The sequence below is a fragment of the Gardnerella sp. C0684A1 genome (genome assembly GCF_055326835.1).
In genome coordinates this window covers 14,428-36,063 of record NZ_JBLTSX010000005.1, presented here as the reverse complement: position 1 = coordinate 36,063, position 21,636 = coordinate 14,428, and the positions used below count along the sequence as shown (strand labels likewise).

Here is a 21,636-nt window from a genome sequence, read left to right as displayed (position 1 = left end):
AGTGTCTCATAACCGTTATTTTCTCAGTCAACCATCTGAATTAATAACAGTATTTGGATGATTACCGTTATTTTCTCAGTCAACCATCTGAATTAATAACGGTATTTGGATGATTACCGTTATTTTCTCAGTCAACCATCTGAATTAATAACGGTATTTGGTATGCGTCTTATACCACAAGATATTCATCAGCTTAGCTTTTGACACTTTTGGCTTATAGAACAAGTACACCGTGCTTCCAACCCACTGATAAGCTCGGAAAAATAAATAAGCCTAAAGCAATTTTACATGCTTTAGGCTTGATTATTCGCGGATGATATAGATTCTAACGTGACACCCTATTAGCATTACTTAACTAACAAATTGCATACATAGTTTCAAATTTGTACATGTAACAACATGCTTAGTCTTATGAAGCTTCATTTCACAAATCTAATCCAGGAATCATATCTGCATTTTCACGAATACTTTTCGCAAGCTTAACGATAGTCTTATCAAGAACACCATATATTTTTTCACTTTTAACTTTTGTAATAGTATTTACTAAATCTTGATAAAACTGCTTATCGCCTGTGAAAGATTCCCAAAATTCTTCACCAATTTTTACTGTATATCCTTCATTTTCTATTCGCTTATAGTTTGCAGATAAATCTTCACGAGAACCATATAAAACACCAACAATACAATCAGTTAATGGATTTACTTGTGTAGATCCATTTGTTTTCGCTAATCTTCCCAAATCTTTAAAATGGTCACAAATTGTTTTTACATCATCTTTGTTAATAGTTTCAGGCCCCGATTTTAATTGACAATAAATATGACGGCCAGTTTCGTAATCCTCATATTCGATATCAATTCCAGATGTTGTGGAAGCAAATCCTGACAGTATTTCAGAACTCAATTTTTGTATAGAAGTTCCAAAAGAAGTAGTAATAGAAGTTCCAAGTACGCGAGGATAAAGAATAACTTTTGCTACAGATTCAGGCTGTGCATTCCCAAAAGCAAACCGAGCAAGATAAGATACAAGAAATGGATTAAATTTCAGTGCACGAATATTAACAAGTTTTTCAGTATTTTTAACATGATTTTCAATAATTTGTTTTTCAAAAAATTGAGAAATCTGCATCAAAATACACGCCTTCTCAGCTTCCGATACCATAATAAATCCTCCCCCAATTTTGTATATAAAATTATCTATACACTTTGCAAAAGCTACAAAATTCACATAAAAACGAAACCTTTAATAAAAGAGATTATAGCATAGAAAGAGCCTCAGATTTCACCTCTCCAACTGTAATATTTGTCATGTCAAAAGGCTGAATCTCACGGAACGACTCACGATTTTCACCGCTTAGCATAGCAATAATTCCTCGTCCAACATGATAAGCAAGATTACAAGGAACAGCATTACCAATTTGCTTATATTTGCTAGCTAAACTTCCCTCAAATTGCCAATCATCAGGAAATGACTGTATTCGCGCATACTCTCGTACAGTAAGTGGGCGCGTTTCTTGAGGATGACACCTTTCGGTTTGCTTTTGAGCAGGAGCACACGTAAGAGTCAAAGATGGTTCTGACCAAGAAAGTCTCCTAGCCATACCAGTTTTACCTCCAGGAAGATTAAAAGACCCCTTCATATAATCCTTTTGCACAGATAAAGGCAGATCCTTCCAATATCCACCAGCAGGAACTAAATCGAGAACTTTTTTCTTACTTTCTGGATATTTGGCTCCTTCAGATTTCGGACACTTCCCAATAGCATCCCACAGTGTAAGCACATCACTATCTTCTTTGGGGTACAAAATAGGCATATCTAAATCCTTACGAACGCCAATCAACACTAAACGTTCTCGTTTTTGTGCCACATCAAGAAACTGTGCACGCAAAATTTTTGCAGCAACTTTGTAACCAATATCATCCAAAATGTGAAGCATAGTCATAATAGTCTTACCAGAATCATGAGTAAGAAGACCACGCACATTCTCCATCATAAGAATTTTTGGTTTAATTTGCTGAACTGCTCGCGCAAATTCAAAAAACAAAGTTCCACGAGCATCTTCAAAGCCTTTGGACAATCCAGCATACGAAAACGCTTGACAAGGAACTCCACCTTGCAGCAAATCAACCTTTCCACAATATTTTGAAAAATCAACTTCATGAACATCTTTTTGAATAATATTCCATTCTGGCTGATTTTTTCGCAAAGTTGCGCATGCTGATTTATCCACTTCGTTTAACATTAAATGTTTAAATCCAGCGTTATGCATACCAAGCGCAGTACCACCAGCACCGGCAAAAAGCTCTACTGAAGTAAAAGATGTTTGTTTACTTTTTAACACAACAAAACGCGGCTGACCGCTATTAGAATGATTTTCACGTCGCTTCTGGAGAGACTGAAGTTCATGCAGTTCAAAAACTCTATTATTGTGAGAATCGCGCTTGCATCGAAGCAATCCCAATTTTGCCCAACGACGTATTGTATCTACAGAAACATGCAGTATGTGTGATGCTTCCGTGACAGTAACTTCTTTACTTGCATGACTATTTTCACTCAATAAATTGAAACTTACACATTGTAAATTATTTTTCATACCCAACTGTTTGAGTGAATGTTTATTTGATTGTTTAAGTTGATTAATATTATCTACTTGCGTTGATAATTGCGTCGATTCGTAAGTGTCAGTAACTAATTTACCCCTATATTTCATAAAGAAAGTCTATCATATATTGATAACCTTTGCATAGGTAAGGGTTACTGGTAAGCAGCAAAATACAGACACACTACTTTGCTCTGTTTACATCAATCAATACGCAGTCCGACATCGCTCTCGTTGAAATCGCAGTGTGATTTCAGTTATATAAGCTCAGAAAAATAAATAAGCCTAAAGCAATTTTACATGCTTTAGGCTTGATTATTCGCGGATGAGGCGAGATTCGAACTCGCGGTAGGTTTCCCTACAACGGTTTTCAAGACCGTCTCCTTAGACCGCTCGGACACCCATCCATTTTGCGCATGAAAGCAATCAAATAGCCGCCTTCAATGCACAAGTGGTAAGCATATCATCACGTATAGAACGCAACACTCACGCTTCCCACTTAGTAGGCTCAATGACTTCCTTGCCACCCATATAAGCCTGCATAGCCTTTGGAATATCAATCGAACCATCTTCATGCTGATGATTTTCCAAAATAGCCACAAGCCAGCGAGTAGTAGCCAAAGTGCCGTTAAGCGTACTAACTGGACGAGTTCCACCGTCTTCCATGCGTTCGCGCACATTCAAGCGGCGAGCCTGATACTCAGTGCAGTTAGAAGTAGAAGTAAGCTCACGGTAACGACCCTGCGTTGGAACCCAAGCTTCGCAATCAAACTTACGGGCAGCAGAAGAACCAAGGTCACCTGCAGCAGTATCAATAATACGGTAAGGCACTTCTACCTTAGCAAGCATTTCCTGCTCCATACCGAGCAACTTCTGATGCTCAGCGTGAGAATCTTCCTGCTTGCAATATACGAACATCTCAACCTTATCGAACTGATGCACGCGAATAATACCAGAAGTATCCTTTCCAGCAGCACCAGCTTCACGACGGTAGCAGCTAGACCAACCGCAATAGCGCAAAGCACCATTGCTTAAGTCAAGAATCTCATCCTCGTGCATGCCAGCCAAAGCAACCTCGGAAGTACCAACCAAATACTGATCATCTGGCTCGCGCAAACGGTAAATCTCGTCCGCGTGAGAATTCAAGAAGCCAGTTCCGCGCATAACTTCTGGGCGCACAAGCGTTGGCGTAATCGCAAGCGTAAAACCGTGCTCTTCGGCTTGATCAACAGCCATAGTAAGCATTGCGATTTGCAAGCGAGCCACAGCACCGCGCAAGAAGTAGAAGCGAGAACCTGCAACCTTCACGCCGCGACGCATATCAATTCCAGCAACGCCAGTTCCAAGTGTCAAATGATCCTTTGGCTCGAAACCTTCAGCTGCAAAATCGCGAGGAGTGCCAACCTTCTTAACTACAACGTAATCATCTTCTCCGCCTTCTGGAGCTTCATCTTCAACGATGTTAGAAAGCTTCCACATTGCTGTAGTGTAGTCGGCAGTAGCTTTTTCGGATTCAGCCTTGTATTCTGCAACTTTAGATGCTAATTCTTTAGTTTCAGCAATAAGCGTAGCCTTTTCTTCCGCGCTAGCTGTTGCAACCTTCTTACCGATAGCTTTTTGCTCAGCACGAGCATCTTCAAAAGCTTTAAGAGCAGTACGGCGCAAATCATCGTTGCGCAAAACTTCATCGACGAGTTCAACAGATTCGCCACGCTTACGCTGCGACTCCTTTACCACGTCGGCATGTTCACGAATAAATTGAATATCAAGCATGACCCCTAGCCTAGTGCCGCAAGGCGACAGATAATTTATAAGCTCATATAGTGCCAATTTGTAAAGCCCATATAAATATCCGCATATAAACAGCTGCATATATAATTGCGTTAATTACATCAATTACATTAATTAATTGTGTTTAATATTTGAATTGTTATTGAACAAATTGAACAATTTGAACAATTAGATTGTTTAGATAGTATTTACTTACGAAAATTGGTAAATACGTGCGAAAAGGGGTAAAAATGGCAGTAATTCACGCTACTCAAAACGATTTTGAAAAAATTGCTACTACTAACGAAATTATTGTTGTTGATTTTTGGGCTACTTGGTGCGGACCTTGCCGCGCTTTTGGCCCAATTTTTGAGAGCGTAAGCAATAAGTTTTCTGATATTCCTTTCGTTAAGGTAGATATTGATCAAAGCCCTGATTTAGCAGAAACTGCCGCAATTAAAGCTGTTCCGACCATTATGATCATTAAGCGCGGAGAGGTACTTTACAGGCAGGCAGGCGCTTTGCGTCCGGATGATTTGGAAGATTTAGTAAACCAAGCTAAAGCTTACGAGCCAAAAGACGACGAAAATTCTAACGACGAAAATTCTGATAAAACTTTATAATCTTCTGAATCTTAGAAATAAAAAAACATTACGAGAATGCACAAAACCTTGATTTTAAGCCTTTCTCGTAGGTGGAGACTATACTTATAAGAACTTTAGAAACGAGAAAGATGACGTACTTACAAATGCAGTTTCTTACAGTTTGTTGCGAGACTGCGTAAGTTTTTAGCGTTTTAACAGCAGGGAGGGATATGACCAGTCACCGTAAGCCTACAGTCACACTTAGTTCTTTAAGCATGCGTCAATGGGCAAGAGTTGGCGTGATTGTTATTGGCTTTGTGGTTTTGGTTGCACTTGGCTGCCTTTCTCGTAATTTCTATTCTTCAAATCAAACTCACGTTTCTTCAGCAACGTCGTATTCTGCTACTGATAACTTTCCTGAAGTTTCTCGTGGCGCTACTCGTGACATATTAGGCAAAAATAACACTTCTTACATAAACGTTGTTATTAATGGTCACCGTAGAACTATTCTCGGCACTAACTTTACAGATGTTAAGTCAGTTCTTGATGCTGGTGACGTAACTTTGGAATCTAATGATGTTGTTAATCCTTCATTAAACACTAAAGTTACTGAGTCTACTGTTATTACGATTCAAAGAGCCGGCGCAGATCTTGAAACTTCCGACGAGCCTATATCTTTTAATACTGTTAAAAAAGAAACATCATCGCTTCCTAAAGGAACTGAAAAAGTAGAAAGCGAAGGTGCTCCAGGTGTTATGGAGACGGCAAAGATTGTTACGCGCGCCGGAAATAAAATAGTTTCTTCTAATATTTTCACTTCTTTTGTAAAGCAAGCTCCACAAGATAGAGTTATTCTCGTTGGTACAGGCGGCACACATATTAGCGCTCAAGAGTCCATTGGTACTACAGTTCCTGCTGGCGAAATGCAGCAGTGGGCTCATGATTGGCTTCTTTCTAATGGTTATTCTGAAGCTGATTTTACTGCAACAGTTTTCATTATTTCGCGCGAATCTGGTTGGCGTGTGAATGCTATGAACCCTTCTGGCGCTTATGGTTTACCTCAGGCTCTGCCTGGCCGTAAGATGTCTTCTGCTGGAGCTGATTGGGCTACAAATTATCAGACACAGTTACGTTGGTTCTGGAATTACTGCAATGGTAGGTACGGTTCTATTCAGGGTGCTTATAACTACTGGAGAAGCCATCACTGCTACTAAAAACAGCAGTTTGGCTATACTTTAGCTATAATTTATCCGTAAATATTAGCCGTGAGCATTATCAGTAAATATTGGCTTATTGGTTAAATTTCATTGACTGATTAAATTTTGTAGATAAAACATGCGCTAAATTCGCGTAGAATTAGTATGCTCTTTTAGAGCTAAACATTGACTGATAAAGGAAACTGCACTGTGACAATTTCGCAGTGGCATAAACTAAGCCACTTAAATCACGCTCTTACGGGCGAAGAAGCGTATCATAATAATCGTCTTACTCGTCCTGCACTAATTTCACTTGCGATACTTACTTTTATAACTTTTATCGGTAATTTTGCTCAACTTCAGCTTACTGCAGCTCTTCCTACTATCGTAAAAGAGTTTGATATTAGCGTAACTACAGGCCAGTGGCTTACGTCAATATTTCAGCTGATTATGGCAGTTATGGTTCCACTTACAGCTTTTCTTACTAGGCGTTTTTCTACTCGTCAAATTGTTATTACTTCCATGTCGCTTTTTACTTTAGGATCAGTATTAGCGTGGCTTAGTAACGATTTTATGATGGCTCTTTTTGGCAGAACCTTGGAAGCAATTGGCACTGGTGTTATGTGGCCAGTGTTGCAGATTACTGTATTTTCTGTTTACCCTGTTACTCGCCGCGGTATGGCAATGGGTAGCGTCGGCATGGCTATGAGTATTGCTCCTGCAATCGGCCCTACTATTGGCGGTTTGCAAACTGATATTAACGGCTGGCGTTCTATATTCTTGTCTCTTACGATTATTGGCGTTATATCAATCGTACTTTCTATATTTTTCCTTCACAATTTTGGTGAGCATGATCCTAATGCTCATGCTGATTTCTTCTCTGTAGGCTTGTCCGTTATTGGTTTTGGCGGATTAATGTTTGGTTTTACAAATATAGAAGCTTATGGTTTTGAAAGCTTGTTCTCCTGGCTTCCTATGCTTATTGGCGCTTTAGGAATAGCTTGGTTCGTCACCCGTCAGCTTCGTGCCGCTTTTCATGGAAAAATTCCACTTCTTGGTCTTGGAGTATTAAAAAATCGCTACTTTTTAACTGGCACTGTTTGCGCTTGCCTTACTTTTTTTGCGTTTAGCTCGATTATGGTTTTGATTCCGCTTTACATTCAGTCTGATCGTGGTTTTTCGGCTACTATGAGCGGTCTGATTTTGCTTCCTGGAGCTTTCGGAATGGCGATTTCTCAGTATTTCGGCGGCAGAATGCTTGATCGTTTTGGCGTGCGTCCTGTAGCCATGGCAGGCTCTTTAATACTTTTATTTGGCACTATAATGATGAGCCTTATAGATATGTATACCTGGATTTGGTGGATTTCTATATGGCAATTTACTCGCCAAATTGGTATGGGTTTCCTTCTTATGCCTGTTACTACATGGTCTCTTAATTGTCTTAGTCACGAAGAGCTTGGTGACGGTTCTGCTGTTACTAACACTATGCGTCAATTATGGGGTGCTATTGGAGCTCCTGTTCTTGTGGTTACTATGACTGCTTTTACACAATGGCATTACGCTATTTCAGGCGGTCATGGTCATTCTGAGGATGTTGCGGCTAGCATTTTCGGCGTTCAGTGGACTCTTCGTATTAGCGCTTTAATTACAGCAATTATGGCTGTTATTGTTATTTTTGGCGTTAAAGGTGAGGGCGCAGGCTCGGCTCATCAGCTTGCAAGAAAAGCAATTAACCGTATGAAAGTTCTTCATATTCCTCACTCTAACGAGCATTGTGATGTTATGAATGATCACACTCATCAACAATACTAATTTTTTATTTGTAAAAATCGTAAATCATGTAGAATTAAATACATCAGCAGCATACTGTTTAGCATGATTCTGCTATATGTGCTGTAGTACGGTAAAGGACGATACTCATGAACGATGACACACTTCGCCAGTGGCTTATTGAATGCTTCGGGCCAGTTCAGGGAGAAGAAGCATGGAGGCAGTTCGAACAGCTTCCTTTTGAGTTGCGCGAGCATATTATGAGTCAAGACCCTGCTAGACTTCCTAAACCTGGGGATGTTCATGCTATGATGAGAGCTTTTACAGCAGGAGGCTTGAACAATCCTTACGAAATGAAGGAAACTCTCGAAGAGGGTCCTATTAACAGTAAACTTGCTAAATCTATAGCTCTTCAGAAAGCTAATGGAGATAATGGGAACGTAAACGCTGAGGTTGCCGATGCAGCAAGACGTTCGCTTAGTAAAGCTAATTTGTGGCTTGATATAACTTGCAATATTAATCCTGCTCCCGGTACCCCGGAAGTTCTTTCACGCTCTGCTTGGGTTGAAGGAACTCTTGACTCGTGGATTAAGTTTGCAAATCCTGTTGCTCGAGCCATTAATGACGCTTTAAGTGAGGTTATTGCTGAACGTTTCGGTGACATTGATAACGCTGAAGTTACTGGACTTTTTGCCGGCGCTGTGCCTATTCCTCTTCCATCAGATATGAATAATCCTGTGCAGCTTATGAAACTGCTTGCGAACACTTCTTTCGCTATGCAACTCGGTGAAGCTGCTGGCGCTCTTTCGCATGAGGTTCATGGAAGTTTTGATCAGGGTATTTCTTTGTTGAAGAATCCTGCAGGTGGTTTAATTCCTTACAATTGCATTGCTTACGCCAAATCTTGGGGATTAGATAATGGCGAAGTTATGGATTATCTTGCTTTGAGAGAAGTGGCTCACGCTCGACTCTTTGCATCTGTACCGTGGCTTATGACCCGCTTTGAGTCTTTGATTATTAAATATGCGAATGCAACTAGCATTGATTTGAACGCTGTAGAAGATCAGTTAAGGGATGCTCAGAGCATGGATCCTTCGTCTTTCTCTGGCGCTGTGAATTTGTCGAAAGTTGCTAAAGGCGAGGATTCTGAAATACAGCAGCAGGCTTTGCATAGTTTGGAAACTCTGCTTGCTCTTACGGAAGGCTGGGTCGATTGCGTAACTTGGAGAGCTGGAGTTGCACACATACCTCATATTGAACAGTTGCGTGAAATGATGCGTAGAGAGCGTGCTGCAGGCGGCCCTTCAGAAGTTACTTTTGAGTCACTTTTAGGTCTTCACTTGCGTCCTCGTCGTATGCGTGAAGCTACTAAAATTTGGGAAGATATTACGAATAAAGATGGGATCGAGTCTAGAGATGCGATGTGGGGTCATCCTGATCTGCTTCCTGCTCTTCCTGAAAATTCTGTTTCTGCTCAGCTTTCAAATAATAATTCCAGCAGCAAAACTCTCAGTACTGAAGATTTCAGCACTGAAGCTTTCGACAGCGGAATTCTAGACAGTAAAATTCTAGACAGCGAAACTACCGACAGCGAAACTTCTACAAATTCTGATGAAGTAGCAGAATCTTCTGAAAATAAATCTCAGAAAAATGAAAAAACTGAAAAAACTGAAGAAAGTAATTCTGCACAAAAAATCAGTAAAACTGACGATGTAAAAGGCAGTGAAACCGGTAAAGAAGCAAAAAGCGAAACCGACAAATCTCAAGAGAAAATAAATATTGAAGATATCGATATGTCTACTATCAATTGGGATGATGAATTAAGTAAGCTTCTCGAAGATGACGCTGCTCAAAAACAAAACGATACCGAAAACGATACCGAACCCGACAATAAGTCAGACAATAAGCCAGATGACTCTTCGGATAGTGACGATAAAACTGACGGCACTAAAGAAAACGACTAGGAGCTCGAGAAATACCAATCCCTGCATCTTTTCGCACAGCGTACGAAAGATGCAGGGTTTTTTCTGCACGAGTTACAGCAACATACATAAGTCTTCGTTCTTCTTCTATCTGATCCTCGTCAGTAGGCGAACCAAATGGTATAAGTCCCTCAGAGCAACCAAGCACGTAAACGTGATCAAATTCCAAACCTTTTGACGCATGAATAGTAGAAACTGTTACAGAAGAAGCAGCCTTAAGAATAGATGAAATACTCGTGAAATCTTCACGCTCAGTCTTACCGAAATCGCATACAACATTACGCAAGCCTGTATCTCTTCTCACATTATAAGAAAGATTGGCTGCAGCTAAAGATTTACAAATAATCTGCTGCTGAGCGTTAGTGCGTGTCAAAATAGCGTATTGCGAAGCTATTGCTTTACCTGATTTAATTTCTTTCACAATATTCTCAACGCAGCCTAAAGCTTCGAGTTTATCGCTTTCATAAACTTGTTTAGAAACTCTAACTCCACCTTTAGCTACTGAATGCAAAGTCAAATAGTCTTTTTTACATCCAGATTTTGCCAAAACTTTATTTGCCATTCCAACTATTCGCTCTGTTGAACGATAATCTGTGCACAAACTAATATCTGCAGAAATAGGCGAAAATTCTTTATTAAAATCTAACAAATAGTATCCAGTAGCGCCTGCGAAAGAATAAATTGTTTGTGCAGGATCACCTACTACGCAAATATCGCGATTTATTCCCATCCAAAGTCGCAATAATTCGTGTTGTAGTGGAGAAACATCCTGATACTCATCTACCGTAATCCAACCAATTCTACTGCGAATAGAACTAGCAGCTTCAGGAAAATTTCGCATAACATGGCAAGTAAGCAGAAGAATATCATTAAAATCAATAAGATTACGCGCATTTTTTTCGATTTCGTACGCTTCGTACAGATCAACGAATTGGCTTACTTCCAAACCAGCCGGCGCTTTCCTATGTATAGCAGCGCATACTCTCGCATAATCTTCCGGAGCTATAAGCGAAACTTTAGACCAATTAATTTCCGCAAGAACGTCACGAATCTGAATCGGTGTCATGTCAAAAAGTTCAGGATATCTGGATACTGCAGAAGACATAACAGTACGAGAATCATCAATAATATTAGGAAAATCAGCAGAACAAACCTTCCCCCACACTTTACGCAACTGTTGTAAAGCAGCAGAATGAAAAGTCGTTGCAAGAGCATCACTTGAAACACCAAGAGAATCAAGCCTAGAGCGCATTTCTCGAGCAGCTTTTACAGAAAACGTAACAGAAAGAACTCTGCTAGGATCCCAATCACCCTTAGCGCACGCATAAGCAATACGTCTCGTAATAGTACGAGTTTTACCGGCACCTGCGCACGCAACAATACGCACAGGACCTTCTAATGCAGTGGCTGCAGAACGTTGTGCTTCGTCTAAACCATCAAGCAACGCTTCGGGTGAATTATTCATAACTACTATTCTTGCAGGATACTACTATTTCAACAAATAATTTCACATATTGTGGATATAAGTTTGCGCATAATATTGTCCGTTTCGGTGCCTTGTATTACTGTGGGAGTGTGACACAACTCAGCAGATTCAAGTTAGCAGCATTGGCTTCGTCAGCAATGCCTGAAATACAGCTCGCGGGAACCCGCCAGAGTGAGCAAATAAACGCAACTGACAGAGCTGCGGGAATTTCTCATGCCGTGGTACAAGACGTATCTGGCCGACTTTACGACGTATTCATAAGCTATGAAGATAATGGTCGAAAACGCTTACATGATCGAGCGCGAGCAGCATGGACGCTGCAGCAGACTAAAGATCTTGCGGCATTAGGTTTCGAATATGACACTTTGGTCACATTTAGACCTGGCACACAGTCGAATAGCACTGGTAAATCCGCTCAAACAGATCCTGCAGTGCTTGTTTGTGATCACCGTGAGGGCACTTCTCGCGACTTAAATTTGTTAACAACTAACGATTGCATGAATTTAGGAACAGCAATCGGATCGATCCACCGTCTTCGTCCTACTTTCTTGACTCGCGCAAACTACCCAAGTTTTACAACTGGTCAAATTCGAGCACAACTTACTGGATGGATTAAAGTTTTACGAAAAGCTGGTCATATTCCTACTGAAATTACTGACAGTTGGTCTAGAGTGCTTGAGACTGAAGGATTATGGTCATTTAATACTTTCCCTGTACACGGAGGATTCCAAGACGGAGACGTTCTATTTAACGGCTCTACAGTTAGCGCTATAACAAACTGGCAGGGTATGCAAATAAATGATCCTGCACGCGACTTGGCTTGGATTTTTGCAAAGTTGAACGAGCAGCGCAGAAATGCTGTTCTTGATTCTTACGGTCGCATGATGGGCTCTCGATTAGACAGCATGATTATGCTTAGAGCTAATTTGTGGCTGCAAATGGAACAGGTCGGAGACTTTGTTAAAGCTTTGCAGCATGGTGATAACGTTGGAATTATGCGCTTTAAAGCTCAGGTTGAGCGTTTGGCTCACGAGTTGACGCGAATCCACGGATCGCGCGCACAGAAAGCTGCAGAGCAGGCTAATCCTAATATGAAACCGTCTTCCACAATTACTGTTGGAACGCTTTTGCAAAACGATGAGCGAAACGCAGCAAACGCAGCTAAAAAGGCAAACGCAACACAAGCTGACGATACTACTTCTTCACACGCTGCAGCTGACTCTACTAACGAAAACGCAATACCTAATAACGCAAATCAGGAATATCACGAAAACTTTGATAATACTGAAGAGCGAACTGTTACTTTGAACGACGATACTCATGAGCGTCCAAGTACAGAAAATACTAGTGCAGAAAATACTTCCGATAGAAGCGAAGCAGATGATACTGCTACACAAGTAATTACAAGCCTTGAAAATGCTGATTCGAAAGATTTAGGATCTGCTAAATCTGCTGAAAACACTGAAAGTAATGTAAATGCTGCAGAAAGTACTGTAGATGCTGCTAAAAGCTCTGTTAATAATGCAGAGGATAATGAAGATGACGAATACGTCTATAACGATCAAGACGATGCTGCAACTGAAGTTTATGTGCAAGTCGAAATAAAAAATGACGCTAAAGTAATCGACAATACTGCTAAAAATACTGCTACAGAGCCTGCAAACACTACAGAGCCTTCATTGTCTACAGATTCCGAGAAATCTACAGACAATGAAGATTCTAAACAAGAAAGTTCTGAACAGGAAGATTCTAAATCTGATAACGCAAATGACAGTCTCGAAACCGTACTAATTCCTGAGTACGAGGCTAACACTAAAAATAAAGAAACTGCCTCTTCTGAAGAAACTACAGAAAAATCAGAAACTACAGAAAAATCAGAAAAATCAGAAAAATAGTCAGTAAATTGGTAAATTAGTAGAAATATTTCAAAAAACTTCACTAGGAAGGAAAGAAAATGAACGTTACGCTAGGTATAAACCACAGTCCTGAACCACTTCATTTCGAAACAGAAAGCAGTGCGGAAGAAGTACAAAAAGCAATTAATGAAGCAATAGAGAATAATAACGTTCTAACTCTAAACGACGTTCACAAGCGTAAAATAGTAGTTCCTGCAGCTTCATTAGCATACGCAATTGTAGGAGATAAACCAACACTTACAGTTGGATTTGGAGTGTGAACAAATACATAATTATTAAAAATAATAAATTGTGTATTTAGATACTTGCGCATCTTATAATCAGCTGCTATATTATCTAATTAGACGTTAGAGTTTCATATCTCTCTTCTCCTATACTCTATTCGACCGCGGCGTTGGATTTCTTTCACAACACCGCGGTCGGTTCTTTTTTCACCTAAAATATTTGGTTTTCCGGCTCCATGCCAATCAGATCCTCCTGTAACAAGAAGATCACAATCTTTAGCAATAGCAAGAAGCCTACTTCTTTGACTTAGCGTATTTCCGCGATGATACACTTCTAAACCATCAAGACCAGCCTCAGCAAACTCAATAATCTGCTCATCGCAAAGCAACACACGATTACGACTAGTATCAGCAGGATGAGCAATAAAACTCACTCCCCCAGCATGCTTAACAGCTTTTATAACCTCAATAACTCTAGGCGACTGAGTTGGAATATAATACTTGCTTTGCGGAGAAACAGCGTCAGCAAAAGCCTCAGAACGCGTTTCATAAACACCAGCCTTCACCAAAGCGTCTGCTATATGAGGACGGCCAATAGTAGTTAACTCTCCCTCACCAGCTTGAGATATAACATCATCCCAAGTAATAGGAAAATCGTGAGCCATTCTCTCAACCATCAACTTCGTGCGTTCAATTCTTCTAGATCGAGTCGCCGCAAACATGGCAACAATCTCAGAATCATTCGGATTGTACTGATAAGCAAGCATATGCACAGAAATGTTTATTCCACGCATAACTTCACCATCAAAACAGCAAGGTTCTTGAGCAGTAATTTCTGAACCGTATAAAACTGGAAAATCTAAAGCAGAAGCAGCCAAACGAAAATCTTCCCAACCAGCTGTAGTATCATGATCACTAATCGCAACACCCTCTAAACCAAGCCGCTTAGCCTCAGAAACAAGCGTAGCAGGGGTTTCAGTACCATCAGAATACGATGTGTGACAGTGCAAATCCCAGCTTAAAGAAGTTTGCGTATTAATCACAGTCATATAACTATCGTAAACTGTAGTATGTAAAGCTTGAATTTAGGAGTATCAATGCAGCAAACTGGCAAAATACAAGAAAACTGCAATAACAAACTTACCGGTTGGAGACATTCAGCATTATGGACTTACGGTATTATGCTAATAGTTTCCATAAGCGCACTTGTTACATCCCTTATTCTTTCCGCTGAAACACTCAAACTGGCACGAGCGCCACACAGATCACTCGGATGCGATATTAGTGCGATAGTTTCGTGCTCAAAAGTTGCTAAAACTTGGCAAGCAGAATTTATAAAATTTGGCGATTTAAGTTTCCCTAACGCATTTTTTGGAATTGCCGCTGAAAGCGTGTTCGTAACTTTAGCAATTATTGGTTTAATTCGCGTACGTTTACCACGCTGGTTTGCTGCGTGCACTTGGCTTGGAGGTTTGTGCGCTCTAATATACGCATATTGGCTGTTCTCGCAATCAATGTTTGTGATTAACGTGCTGTGCCCGTGGTGCCTTGTGCTAATGTTCTCAACAACTTTGCAATTTATGTCGCTTTCACACGCAACTGTAAGCGTACAAGGACTTGCGTTATCGAAGAAATTTGTGCACAAATATTATTACATGCGTTACGATTTGCTGGTTGACGTAGTGTGGATTGCGGCTCTTGTGCTGCTTATCTTATCTAAATACGGAAATATTTAGATTACTTACACAAGCTTTCCGCAAGTTTTCGCATACGCTCACTCGTATCGGAATTAGTAAGGGTAATACTTCCCTGCTCCAACACATCCGCAAGCTCGTTACGCTCATCTAAAATCTTACGAAGATGATTAATCGTGCCCTCATTGCCGTCAACTATTTTCGTACTTTCCGGCAAAAACTCGCGGAAATAATCACGGTAGAATACAAAATGAGTGCAGCCAAGCACAACAGAATCAATAGATTCTAAATCGTAAGTGTCGAAATATTTGTGAAGAGCTTCGAAAACTATATCGCGATTACAAAGCTCTCCACGCTCAACAATGCGCACTAAATCAGGACAAGGCTGCGAAAAAATCGTGTTATTTTGCGAAAAACGTTGCAGTAAATCTGCAAACTTACGCTCGCGAAGAGTAAGAGGAGTTGCTGCTACGATAACGCGCTGAGGCTCGCCTTTGCCCAAATCACAAGCCAATTTAAGTGCCGGTTCCATACCAACAATCGGAATGTCATAATGCGCTCGCAAATCGTTAACAGCTGCAGAAGTGGCGGTATTGCAAGCAATTACGACGGCCTTTACATTTAGCTGCATAAAATGCTCAACAATTGCAAAACTGAGCTTTTTAACTTCTTCAGGAGTTTTAATACCGTACGGAGCATTGGCAGAGTCACCAAAATATATGATTTTCTCGTGCGAAAGAGCCTCACGCATCTGACGTGCAACAGAAATTCCCCCAAGACCTGAGTCAAAAACTCCAATCGGTGCCGACGAAGACATGTTCTACCTCCTAAAACAATTCTCCATCGTAATTGCGAGTCTCAACATATATATGCAGTTGATTAAACATGAAATCAATTCTGAATCTTTATAAATAGCCTATATCCACAATACATAAAAAATCTAGGAAAACTAATTTAAAGAATTTACTATAAACATCACCAATCAAAGATAGCTTCAAGTTGATTCTATCTTACGTTAAAATAGATGATAGAAGGTGATGATGTATTTTGAATACGATCCTGCAAAGAGCTTAAAAAATTTAGCTAAACATGGTATCAGTTTCAAAAGAGCTCAAGTACTTTGGAATAATGAAATAACTGAAATCGAATCCAAAAATTCAGGAAATGACGACGCTCGCTACTTAGTTTTTGGAAAGATAGACAGCAAACATTGGACTGCAGTAATAACAAAAAGAAATAATCGAATTCGTATTATTTCTGTAAGAAGATCGCGTAAAAAGGAGGAACAATATTATGAAAAAAACCACAAGAAGTAAAGAAATAAGTGGCAAAGAAATTGATAAAAAATTCGATAATGGAGAAGACGTACTTGAGTACTTTGATTTGGAACATCCAACTATACAAAACCACTCCAATGAACAAAAGCACGTCACTTTTATCATGCCTGAATGGATATTGAGAATAATGAAATTCTTTAGAATAGCTACAACGCGGTAGTCAAAAAGAAACAAAACTAGAAATAAGAACAAAAACGTGCCGACGCATTGAATTGTGCGCCGGCACGTTTTATTTAGTTAATTAGCTGTTAGTTGTGTTTTACGCACGCTTAAGACTTACGCTAAGCTCAGTTGCGCTAGAATCAGCCTCAACAACCTCGAAGCTCGTAGCCAAAGTCTCCTCCGCAATCAAATCACGGAACTGCTCAACTTTAGCAACGTCCGCGCTAGGTACGCTCAAAGTCAAAGCGATTCGGTCGGTAACGTCCAAACCGTTCCCCTTACGCGCATCCTGAACAGCGCGAATAGCGTCACGAGCGTAACCTTCAGCAAGCAAATCGCTAGTCAAAGCAGTGTCAAGCATAACGAAACCGCCAGTTGGCATAGCTGCAGAAGCCGTATTTTGAGCAGATTTAGCATCCGAAGACTCAACGCGATTCACAAGCTCATATTCGCCTTCAACAAGCGCAACTTCGCCGTTTGGAGTCTGAACAACAGGAGCGCCAGACTCGTCAACATGCCAATCGCCACTCTTAGAAGACTTAATAGCAAACTGCACTTGCTTACCCAAACGAGGACCAGCCGCGCGCGCGTTCACCTTAAGCTCGTGAACAATCTTCAAACCATGGTTGCTGGCGTCCTGCAAAGTGCAGAATGTAACATTCTTCACGTTAAGCTCGCGCTCAAGTACCTGCTCGTAAGGCTCTACAGCAGCAGTATTTTCTGCAACAACCGTCAAGTTTGCTAACGGCTGGCGCACACGCAACTGTTCCGCCTTACGCAACGAAAGCGTAGAAGAGACAACCTCGCGAACCTTATCCATAGCAGCAACCAAAGCATCGTCGTGAGCAAGAACCGCACCAAGTTCAGTTACTTCGCCAGCCTTAGGGTTCTTCTCGCCATCCGAAAGAGTCTCAGGCTCAACCAAATAAGGCCAATCAGCTAAATGCACGGATTCGCCGCCGGTAAGACCGCGCCACACAGCCTCAGCTTCCATAGGAGCAAGAGGAGCAATCGTGCGCATGAACACTTCCAGAACAGTGTAAAGCGTGTTAAAAGCAGTCTCGTCTTCATTCCAGAAGCGGTCACGACTTCCGCGAATATACCAATTCGTAAGTACGTCAATAAAATCGCTTACTGCCGCGCAAGCATCGCTAATCGCAAACTCGTTCAAGCACTTTTCTACGCGCTCAACAAGCAAACGCGTGCGAGCAAGCAAATAACGATCCATATTACAAAGTCCTGCAACCTCATCCGCACGAAGACGACGAGCATCGTAACCCTTACCACCGTTTGCAGCATTCGCATACAAAGTGAAGAAGTAATACGAGCTCCAAACTGGAAGCATAACCTGACGAACCGTATCCCTAATGCCGTCTGCAGTAACAATCAAATTGCCACCGCGCAAAATTGGCGAAGACATAAGGAACCAGCGCATAGCATCCGAACCGTACTCGTTGAAAACGCCGTTCACATCCGGATAATTGCGCAAATGCTTACTCATCTTCTGACCGTCTGAACCAAGCACAATGCCGTGGCAAATCACGTTCTTATAAGCTGGGCGGTCGAATAGAGCCGTAGCCATAATGTGAAGCGTGTAGAACCAGCCACGAGTCTGACCAATGTATTCAACGATGTAATCGCATGGGAAGTGCTCTTCGAAGAATTCCTTATTTTCAAATGGATAGTGGAACTGTGCGAAAGGCATAGAACCGGACTCAAACCAGCAGTCGAGAACATCCGTAATACGGTGCATTTGCGACTTTCCGGTAGGATCATCCGGATTTGGTCGAGTAAGGCGATCGATATACGGGCGGTGCATATTCACATTGCCGTCGTCGTCGCGCGGATAATCGCCAAAATCAGCCTTAAGCTCTTCCAACGAACCGTAAACATCTACGCGAGGATACTTTGGATCGTCACTCACCCACACTGGGATTGGCGAACCCCAGAAGCGATTACGGCTAATCGACCAATCGCGAGCGTTAGAAAGCCACTTACCAAACTGGCCATCCTTAACGTTTCCAGGAATCCAATTAATCTCCTGATTAAGCTCAAGCAAGCGCTTCTTAATCTTCGTAACAGACACAAACCAGCTAGAAACAGGCTTGTAAATAAGCGGAGTTGCGCAACGCCAGCAATGAGGATAGCTGTGCACGTAGCTTTTTTCTTGGAATAGCAACGCGCGCTGATCTTCCGGCATTTGAGCGAGCGGGCCGTCTCCTGCACGCAAGTTACGCAAAATTGGCAAGTTCGCATCGAAAACGTACAAGCCTTCGTAATCTGGGCAGTCGCTTGTAAACTTGCAGCCTGCGTCGAGCACGTCAACGCTGCGAATTTCGTGCGCGTTAAGCGTGTTCATATCGTCCTCGCCGTAAGGAGCCTGGTGAACAAGGCCAGTACCTTCGGCGGTATCAACATAATCTGCAGTGAAAATCGTAAAAGCGTTAGGACCAGGAGTGCCACCCTCTGCGAGCGCAGAATCGCTTGCAAAGTATGGGAATACTGGGTAGTAGCGCCAGCCAGCCATCTGCGCACCCTTAAGTTCGCGCACAACTTCGTAGTTTTCGCCAAGTTCCTTAGTGTAGGAGCCGAGCAAAGGCTTACCGATGTAGAACTTTTTGCCAGCAAACTTGCCTTCAGTTGGACGAACTTCCACGTAGTCGATGTCTGCGCCAACTACGATTGCGAAGTTGGTTGGCACAGTCCAAGGAGTAGTGGTCCAGAATACTGCGTAAGCATCGTCTTCGTCGCGAAGCTTGACTGCTACGGAAACAGTTGTGTCTTGACGATTCTGGTAAACGTCCGCATCCATGCGAAGCTCGTGGGCGCTAAGTGGAGTCTGATCCTTAGGGCAGTACGGAAGCACGCGGTAACCCTTGTAAGCCAAGCCCTTATCGTAAAGCTGCTTAAATGCCCACATTACGGATTCCATGTATGGAATGTTCAGAGTTTTGTAGCCGCGCTCGAAATCAACCCAGCGAGCCTGACGATGTACGTAGTTTTGCCACTCGTTCGTGTACTTCAAAACGCTGGCACGGCAAGCATCGTTGAACTTTGCGATGCCCATTTTTTCGATTTGCTCAACCGACTCGATGCCGAGCTCTTTCTGCGCTTCCAACTCTGCAGGAAGACCGTGAGTATCCCAACCAAAAACGCGGTTTACTTTGCGGCCGCGCATAGTCTGATAGCGCGGAACGACGTCTTTTGCGTAGCCTGTGAGCAGGTGGCCGTAGTGAGGAAGACCGTTTGCGAATGGAGGGCCGTCGAAGAACACGAACTCGTTTTGGCTTCCCTTGCCGGACGGACGATATTCGATTGACTTGCGGAAAGTGTTGTTTGCATCCCAGTATTGCAGAACGGACTCTTCAAGCTTTGGGAAGGAAGGATTTGGGGCAACTTGCGCGCCGGCGTTTTCTTGCGTTGATGCAGAATTTTCGGTTGCGTTCACTTTTGGATATACGTGATTTACAGACGCGTTTGCTGCTGGATTAGTGGATTCGCTCACTGTGCTCTCCTCGCTCAACAGGGTGAATATTTCCCTGCGAGGACGACAGTTTCTGCCGCGGTACCACCTCGCTTGCTATAAGACGATTACGTAACGCAATCGAACTATTCTTATAGCCTCTCGTGTTTGGCTGTGCGGGCCAACCCCGTCGGTTCTAATAAGCGAGAACCTTACGAATCCTCGCCGTTCTTCCGAAAACTCCCCGCCGATAACGGATCATCGCTTAAGTTAGAAACAATCTAACACTATCCCCTAACATTGGGAAGGATTTCGCAACTCGCGAATAATTTTCATGACATATTATCCAAAAATGCTTTAGCTTCCTTAGCATTGCTAAAAACAATACCGTCTTCAGAAATTTTGCCATTCATAATTTGATTAGCGTGATTCATAGCATTAAGTGTTGCTTCATTGGGAGCAGGCAAGTTACTATTCAAGATAATATTTTCTTCAATTTTATTTTTCCAATCATAAAATTCGTAAATACTCGACATTCCAATACATTCAATAACATTTTTAGAACAATTTGGCACTTCATTGCGAAGAGAACTAAGTAATTTTTCAATCTTCTCTAAAAACTCTAGGTAATAGTTAGTCTCTAAAAATAAGTCGAAATCTTTAATAAGCTGAAAGACTGTTGCATTGAAACTATGTGGTCTAGCACAATACAAACGTTCATCATGCGCACAAATATTTCTGAACTCTTTAATTCTTCTATAAGTAGAATCAATTTTTATTGATGTAATATCTTTTTGAGACCTGTGAGAAGAATTATAAAGTTCAGTATATTCCTTAGCAACCAAACCTCTCACGAGATCAGTTTGCTTTTGATAAAACCAGAATATCTGTCCTAAAGTCAAATCATTAGACAAAACCCATAATGGAACTTGACCATCATGAATATCAACACAATGGCGTATATATTCTTTCCCTGGATTTAATTTTTGATTATTTGATGTATTATTTTCGATGATTCGAGCAAATGTATTAATTAAAGTAAGTGATCCCTCTGGATCTTCATAATTAGTTTCATTAAGATAAGCATTAACTTCATTATTGTGTATCTGACTAAAACAATACGAACATGATGATTTTAATAATGCTTCTGCTCTAGTTGTAGCCGCAAAGATAATACTGCGAAGTTCGCGATCAAATTTAAAAAGATAATAAATGTGCTCAAACTTTGTTCCTTGAACATATTCATTCGAATTGTTTGACTCAAGAAATGGATTTTTATACCCATTTATAACGCTATAGTAACTTTCTCTTTCAAGTATTTCCATAGCTTTAAACTCATCATCAAACACTACTCTTCTAGACTTAAGCAATTCTATTTGTTGCTTGATAGTAGTAAAAGGCTTATAAATCACCATAATCCCCACCAATTTCCCCCGCTATTAGATGCACAAAGAG

General features: G+C 41.4%; 17 protein-coding genes and 1 tRNA gene. 9 read left to right on the top strand and 9 right to left on the bottom strand.

What is annotated here, in order from left to right:
* Positions 1-424: 424 nt before the first annotated feature.
* From ACNEUN_RS05325 to serS, 4 genes are all read right to left on the bottom strand, one after another.
* A complete protein-coding gene (locus ACNEUN_RS05325) occupies positions 425-1,159 on the bottom strand; it encodes a PmeII family type II restriction endonuclease (RefSeq protein ID WP_463631336.1) in 735 nt (244 codons plus the stop codon).
* A gap of 94 nt (positions 1,160-1,253) precedes the next feature.
* Positions 1,254-2,708, bottom strand: coding sequence for a DNA (cytosine-5-)-methyltransferase (gene dcm / locus ACNEUN_RS05320; protein ID WP_463631334.1), 1,455 nt, complete (start codon positions 2,706-2,708; stop codon positions 1,254-1,256).
* Positions 2,709-2,919: 211 nt separating this feature from the next.
* A tRNA-Ser gene (locus ACNEUN_RS05315) sits at positions 2,920-3,004 on the bottom strand.
* Between the two features lie 79 nt (positions 3,005-3,083).
* Complete coding sequence (serS, locus tag ACNEUN_RS05310) at positions 3,084-4,370, bottom strand: serine--tRNA ligase (protein ID WP_463631332.1); 1,287 nt, start codon at positions 4,368-4,370, stop codon at positions 3,084-3,086.
* A gap of 248 nt (positions 4,371-4,618) precedes the next feature.
* On the opposite strand from serS, the gene trxA reads away from it, so the two are divergent.
* The 4 genes from trxA (at position 4,619) to ACNEUN_RS05290 (ending at position 9,881) form a co-directional block, all read left to right on the top strand.
* Positions 4,619-4,990: a thioredoxin gene (trxA, locus tag ACNEUN_RS05305; protein WP_463631330.1), complete on the top strand. Its 372-nt coding sequence runs from the start codon at positions 4,619-4,621 to the stop codon at positions 4,988-4,990.
* Between the two features lie 191 nt (positions 4,991-5,181).
* A complete protein-coding gene (locus ACNEUN_RS05300) occupies positions 5,182-6,165 on the top strand; it encodes an aggregation-promoting factor C-terminal-like domain-containing protein (protein ID WP_463631328.1) in 984 nt (327 codons plus the stop codon).
* Positions 6,166-6,357: 192 nt separating this feature from the next.
* Positions 6,358-7,959, top strand: a complete 1,602-nt coding sequence (locus ACNEUN_RS05295; protein WP_463631326.1) for an MDR family MFS transporter — start codon at positions 6,358-6,360, stop codon at positions 7,957-7,959.
* A 107-nt stretch (positions 7,960-8,066) separates the two neighbouring features.
* Positions 8,067-9,881: a zinc-dependent metalloprotease gene (locus ACNEUN_RS05290; RefSeq protein ID WP_463631324.1), complete on the top strand. Its 1,815-nt coding sequence runs from the start codon at positions 8,067-8,069 to the stop codon at positions 9,879-9,881.
* Here the strand turns inward: ACNEUN_RS05290 and ACNEUN_RS05285 are convergent.
* Complete coding sequence (locus ACNEUN_RS05285) at positions 9,865-11,364, bottom strand: ATP-dependent helicase (RefSeq protein ID WP_463631322.1); 1,500 nt, start codon at positions 11,362-11,364, stop codon at positions 9,865-9,867. The genes ACNEUN_RS05290 and ACNEUN_RS05285 overlap by 17 nt on opposite strands.
* A 158-nt stretch (positions 11,365-11,522) precedes the next feature.
* Here ACNEUN_RS05285 and ACNEUN_RS05280 point away from each other — a divergent pair, with 158 nt between their 5' ends.
* Entirely contained in the window at positions 11,523-13,280 is a 1,758-nt protein-coding gene (locus ACNEUN_RS05280) for a phosphotransferase (RefSeq protein ID WP_463631452.1), read from the top strand.
* Between the two features lie 59 nt (positions 13,281-13,339).
* The gene (locus tag ACNEUN_RS05275; RefSeq protein WP_427877442.1) at positions 13,340-13,561 is read left to right on the top strand and encodes a DUF3107 domain-containing protein; all 222 of its coding nucleotides are present in this window, start codon (positions 13,340-13,342) and stop codon (positions 13,559-13,561) included.
* Between the two features lie 95 nt (positions 13,562-13,656).
* Here the strand turns inward: ACNEUN_RS05275 and ACNEUN_RS05270 are convergent, their stop codons facing one another.
* Positions 13,657-14,574 carry a PHP domain-containing protein gene (locus ACNEUN_RS05270; RefSeq protein ID WP_463631320.1) on the bottom strand — a complete coding sequence of 306 codons (918 nt, stop codon included), beginning with the start codon at positions 14,572-14,574 and terminating at the stop codon, positions 13,657-13,659.
* A gap of 48 nt (positions 14,575-14,622) precedes the next feature.
* On the opposite strand from ACNEUN_RS05270, the gene ACNEUN_RS05265 reads away from it, so the two are divergent.
* On the top strand, positions 14,623-15,261 hold the full coding sequence (locus tag ACNEUN_RS05265; protein ID WP_427877445.1) for a vitamin K epoxide reductase family protein: 639 nt from the start codon (positions 14,623-14,625) through the stop codon (positions 15,259-15,261).
* A 1-nt stretch (position 15,262) separates the two neighbouring features.
* On the opposite strand, the gene murI is transcribed toward ACNEUN_RS05265, so the two are convergent.
* Positions 15,263-16,036 (bottom strand): glutamate racemase, encoded by a 774-nt coding sequence (gene murI, locus ACNEUN_RS05260; protein ID WP_463631318.1) that lies wholly within the window; start codon positions 16,034-16,036, stop codon positions 15,263-15,265.
* A gap of 223 nt (positions 16,037-16,259) precedes the next feature.
* Between murI and ACNEUN_RS05255 the strand changes: the two genes are divergently transcribed.
* Together ACNEUN_RS05255 and ACNEUN_RS05250 are read left to right on the top strand one after the other, a co-directional pair.
* On the top strand, positions 16,260-16,535 hold the full coding sequence (locus ACNEUN_RS05255; RefSeq protein WP_463631450.1) for a BrnT family toxin: 276 nt from the start codon (positions 16,260-16,262) through the stop codon (positions 16,533-16,535).
* Positions 16,513-16,716, top strand: coding sequence for a hypothetical protein (locus ACNEUN_RS05250; protein ID WP_463631317.1), 204 nt, complete (start codon positions 16,513-16,515; stop codon positions 16,714-16,716). Before ACNEUN_RS05255 ends, ACNEUN_RS05250 begins: the two co-directional genes overlap by 23 nt.
* A gap of 99 nt (positions 16,717-16,815) precedes the next feature.
* Here ACNEUN_RS05250 and ileS read toward each other — a convergent pair whose 3' ends face one another.
* The gene (gene ileS / locus ACNEUN_RS05245; protein ID WP_463631316.1) at positions 16,816-20,223 is read right to left on the bottom strand and encodes a mupirocin-resistant isoleucine--tRNA ligase; all 3,408 of its coding nucleotides are present in this window, start codon (positions 20,221-20,223) and stop codon (positions 16,816-16,818) included.
* Between the two features lie 290 nt (positions 20,224-20,513).
* Complete coding sequence (locus tag ACNEUN_RS05240) at positions 20,514-21,596, bottom strand: Abi family protein (protein ID WP_463631314.1); 1,083 nt, start codon at positions 21,594-21,596, stop codon at positions 20,514-20,516.
* Positions 21,597-21,636: the final 40 nt, after the last annotated feature.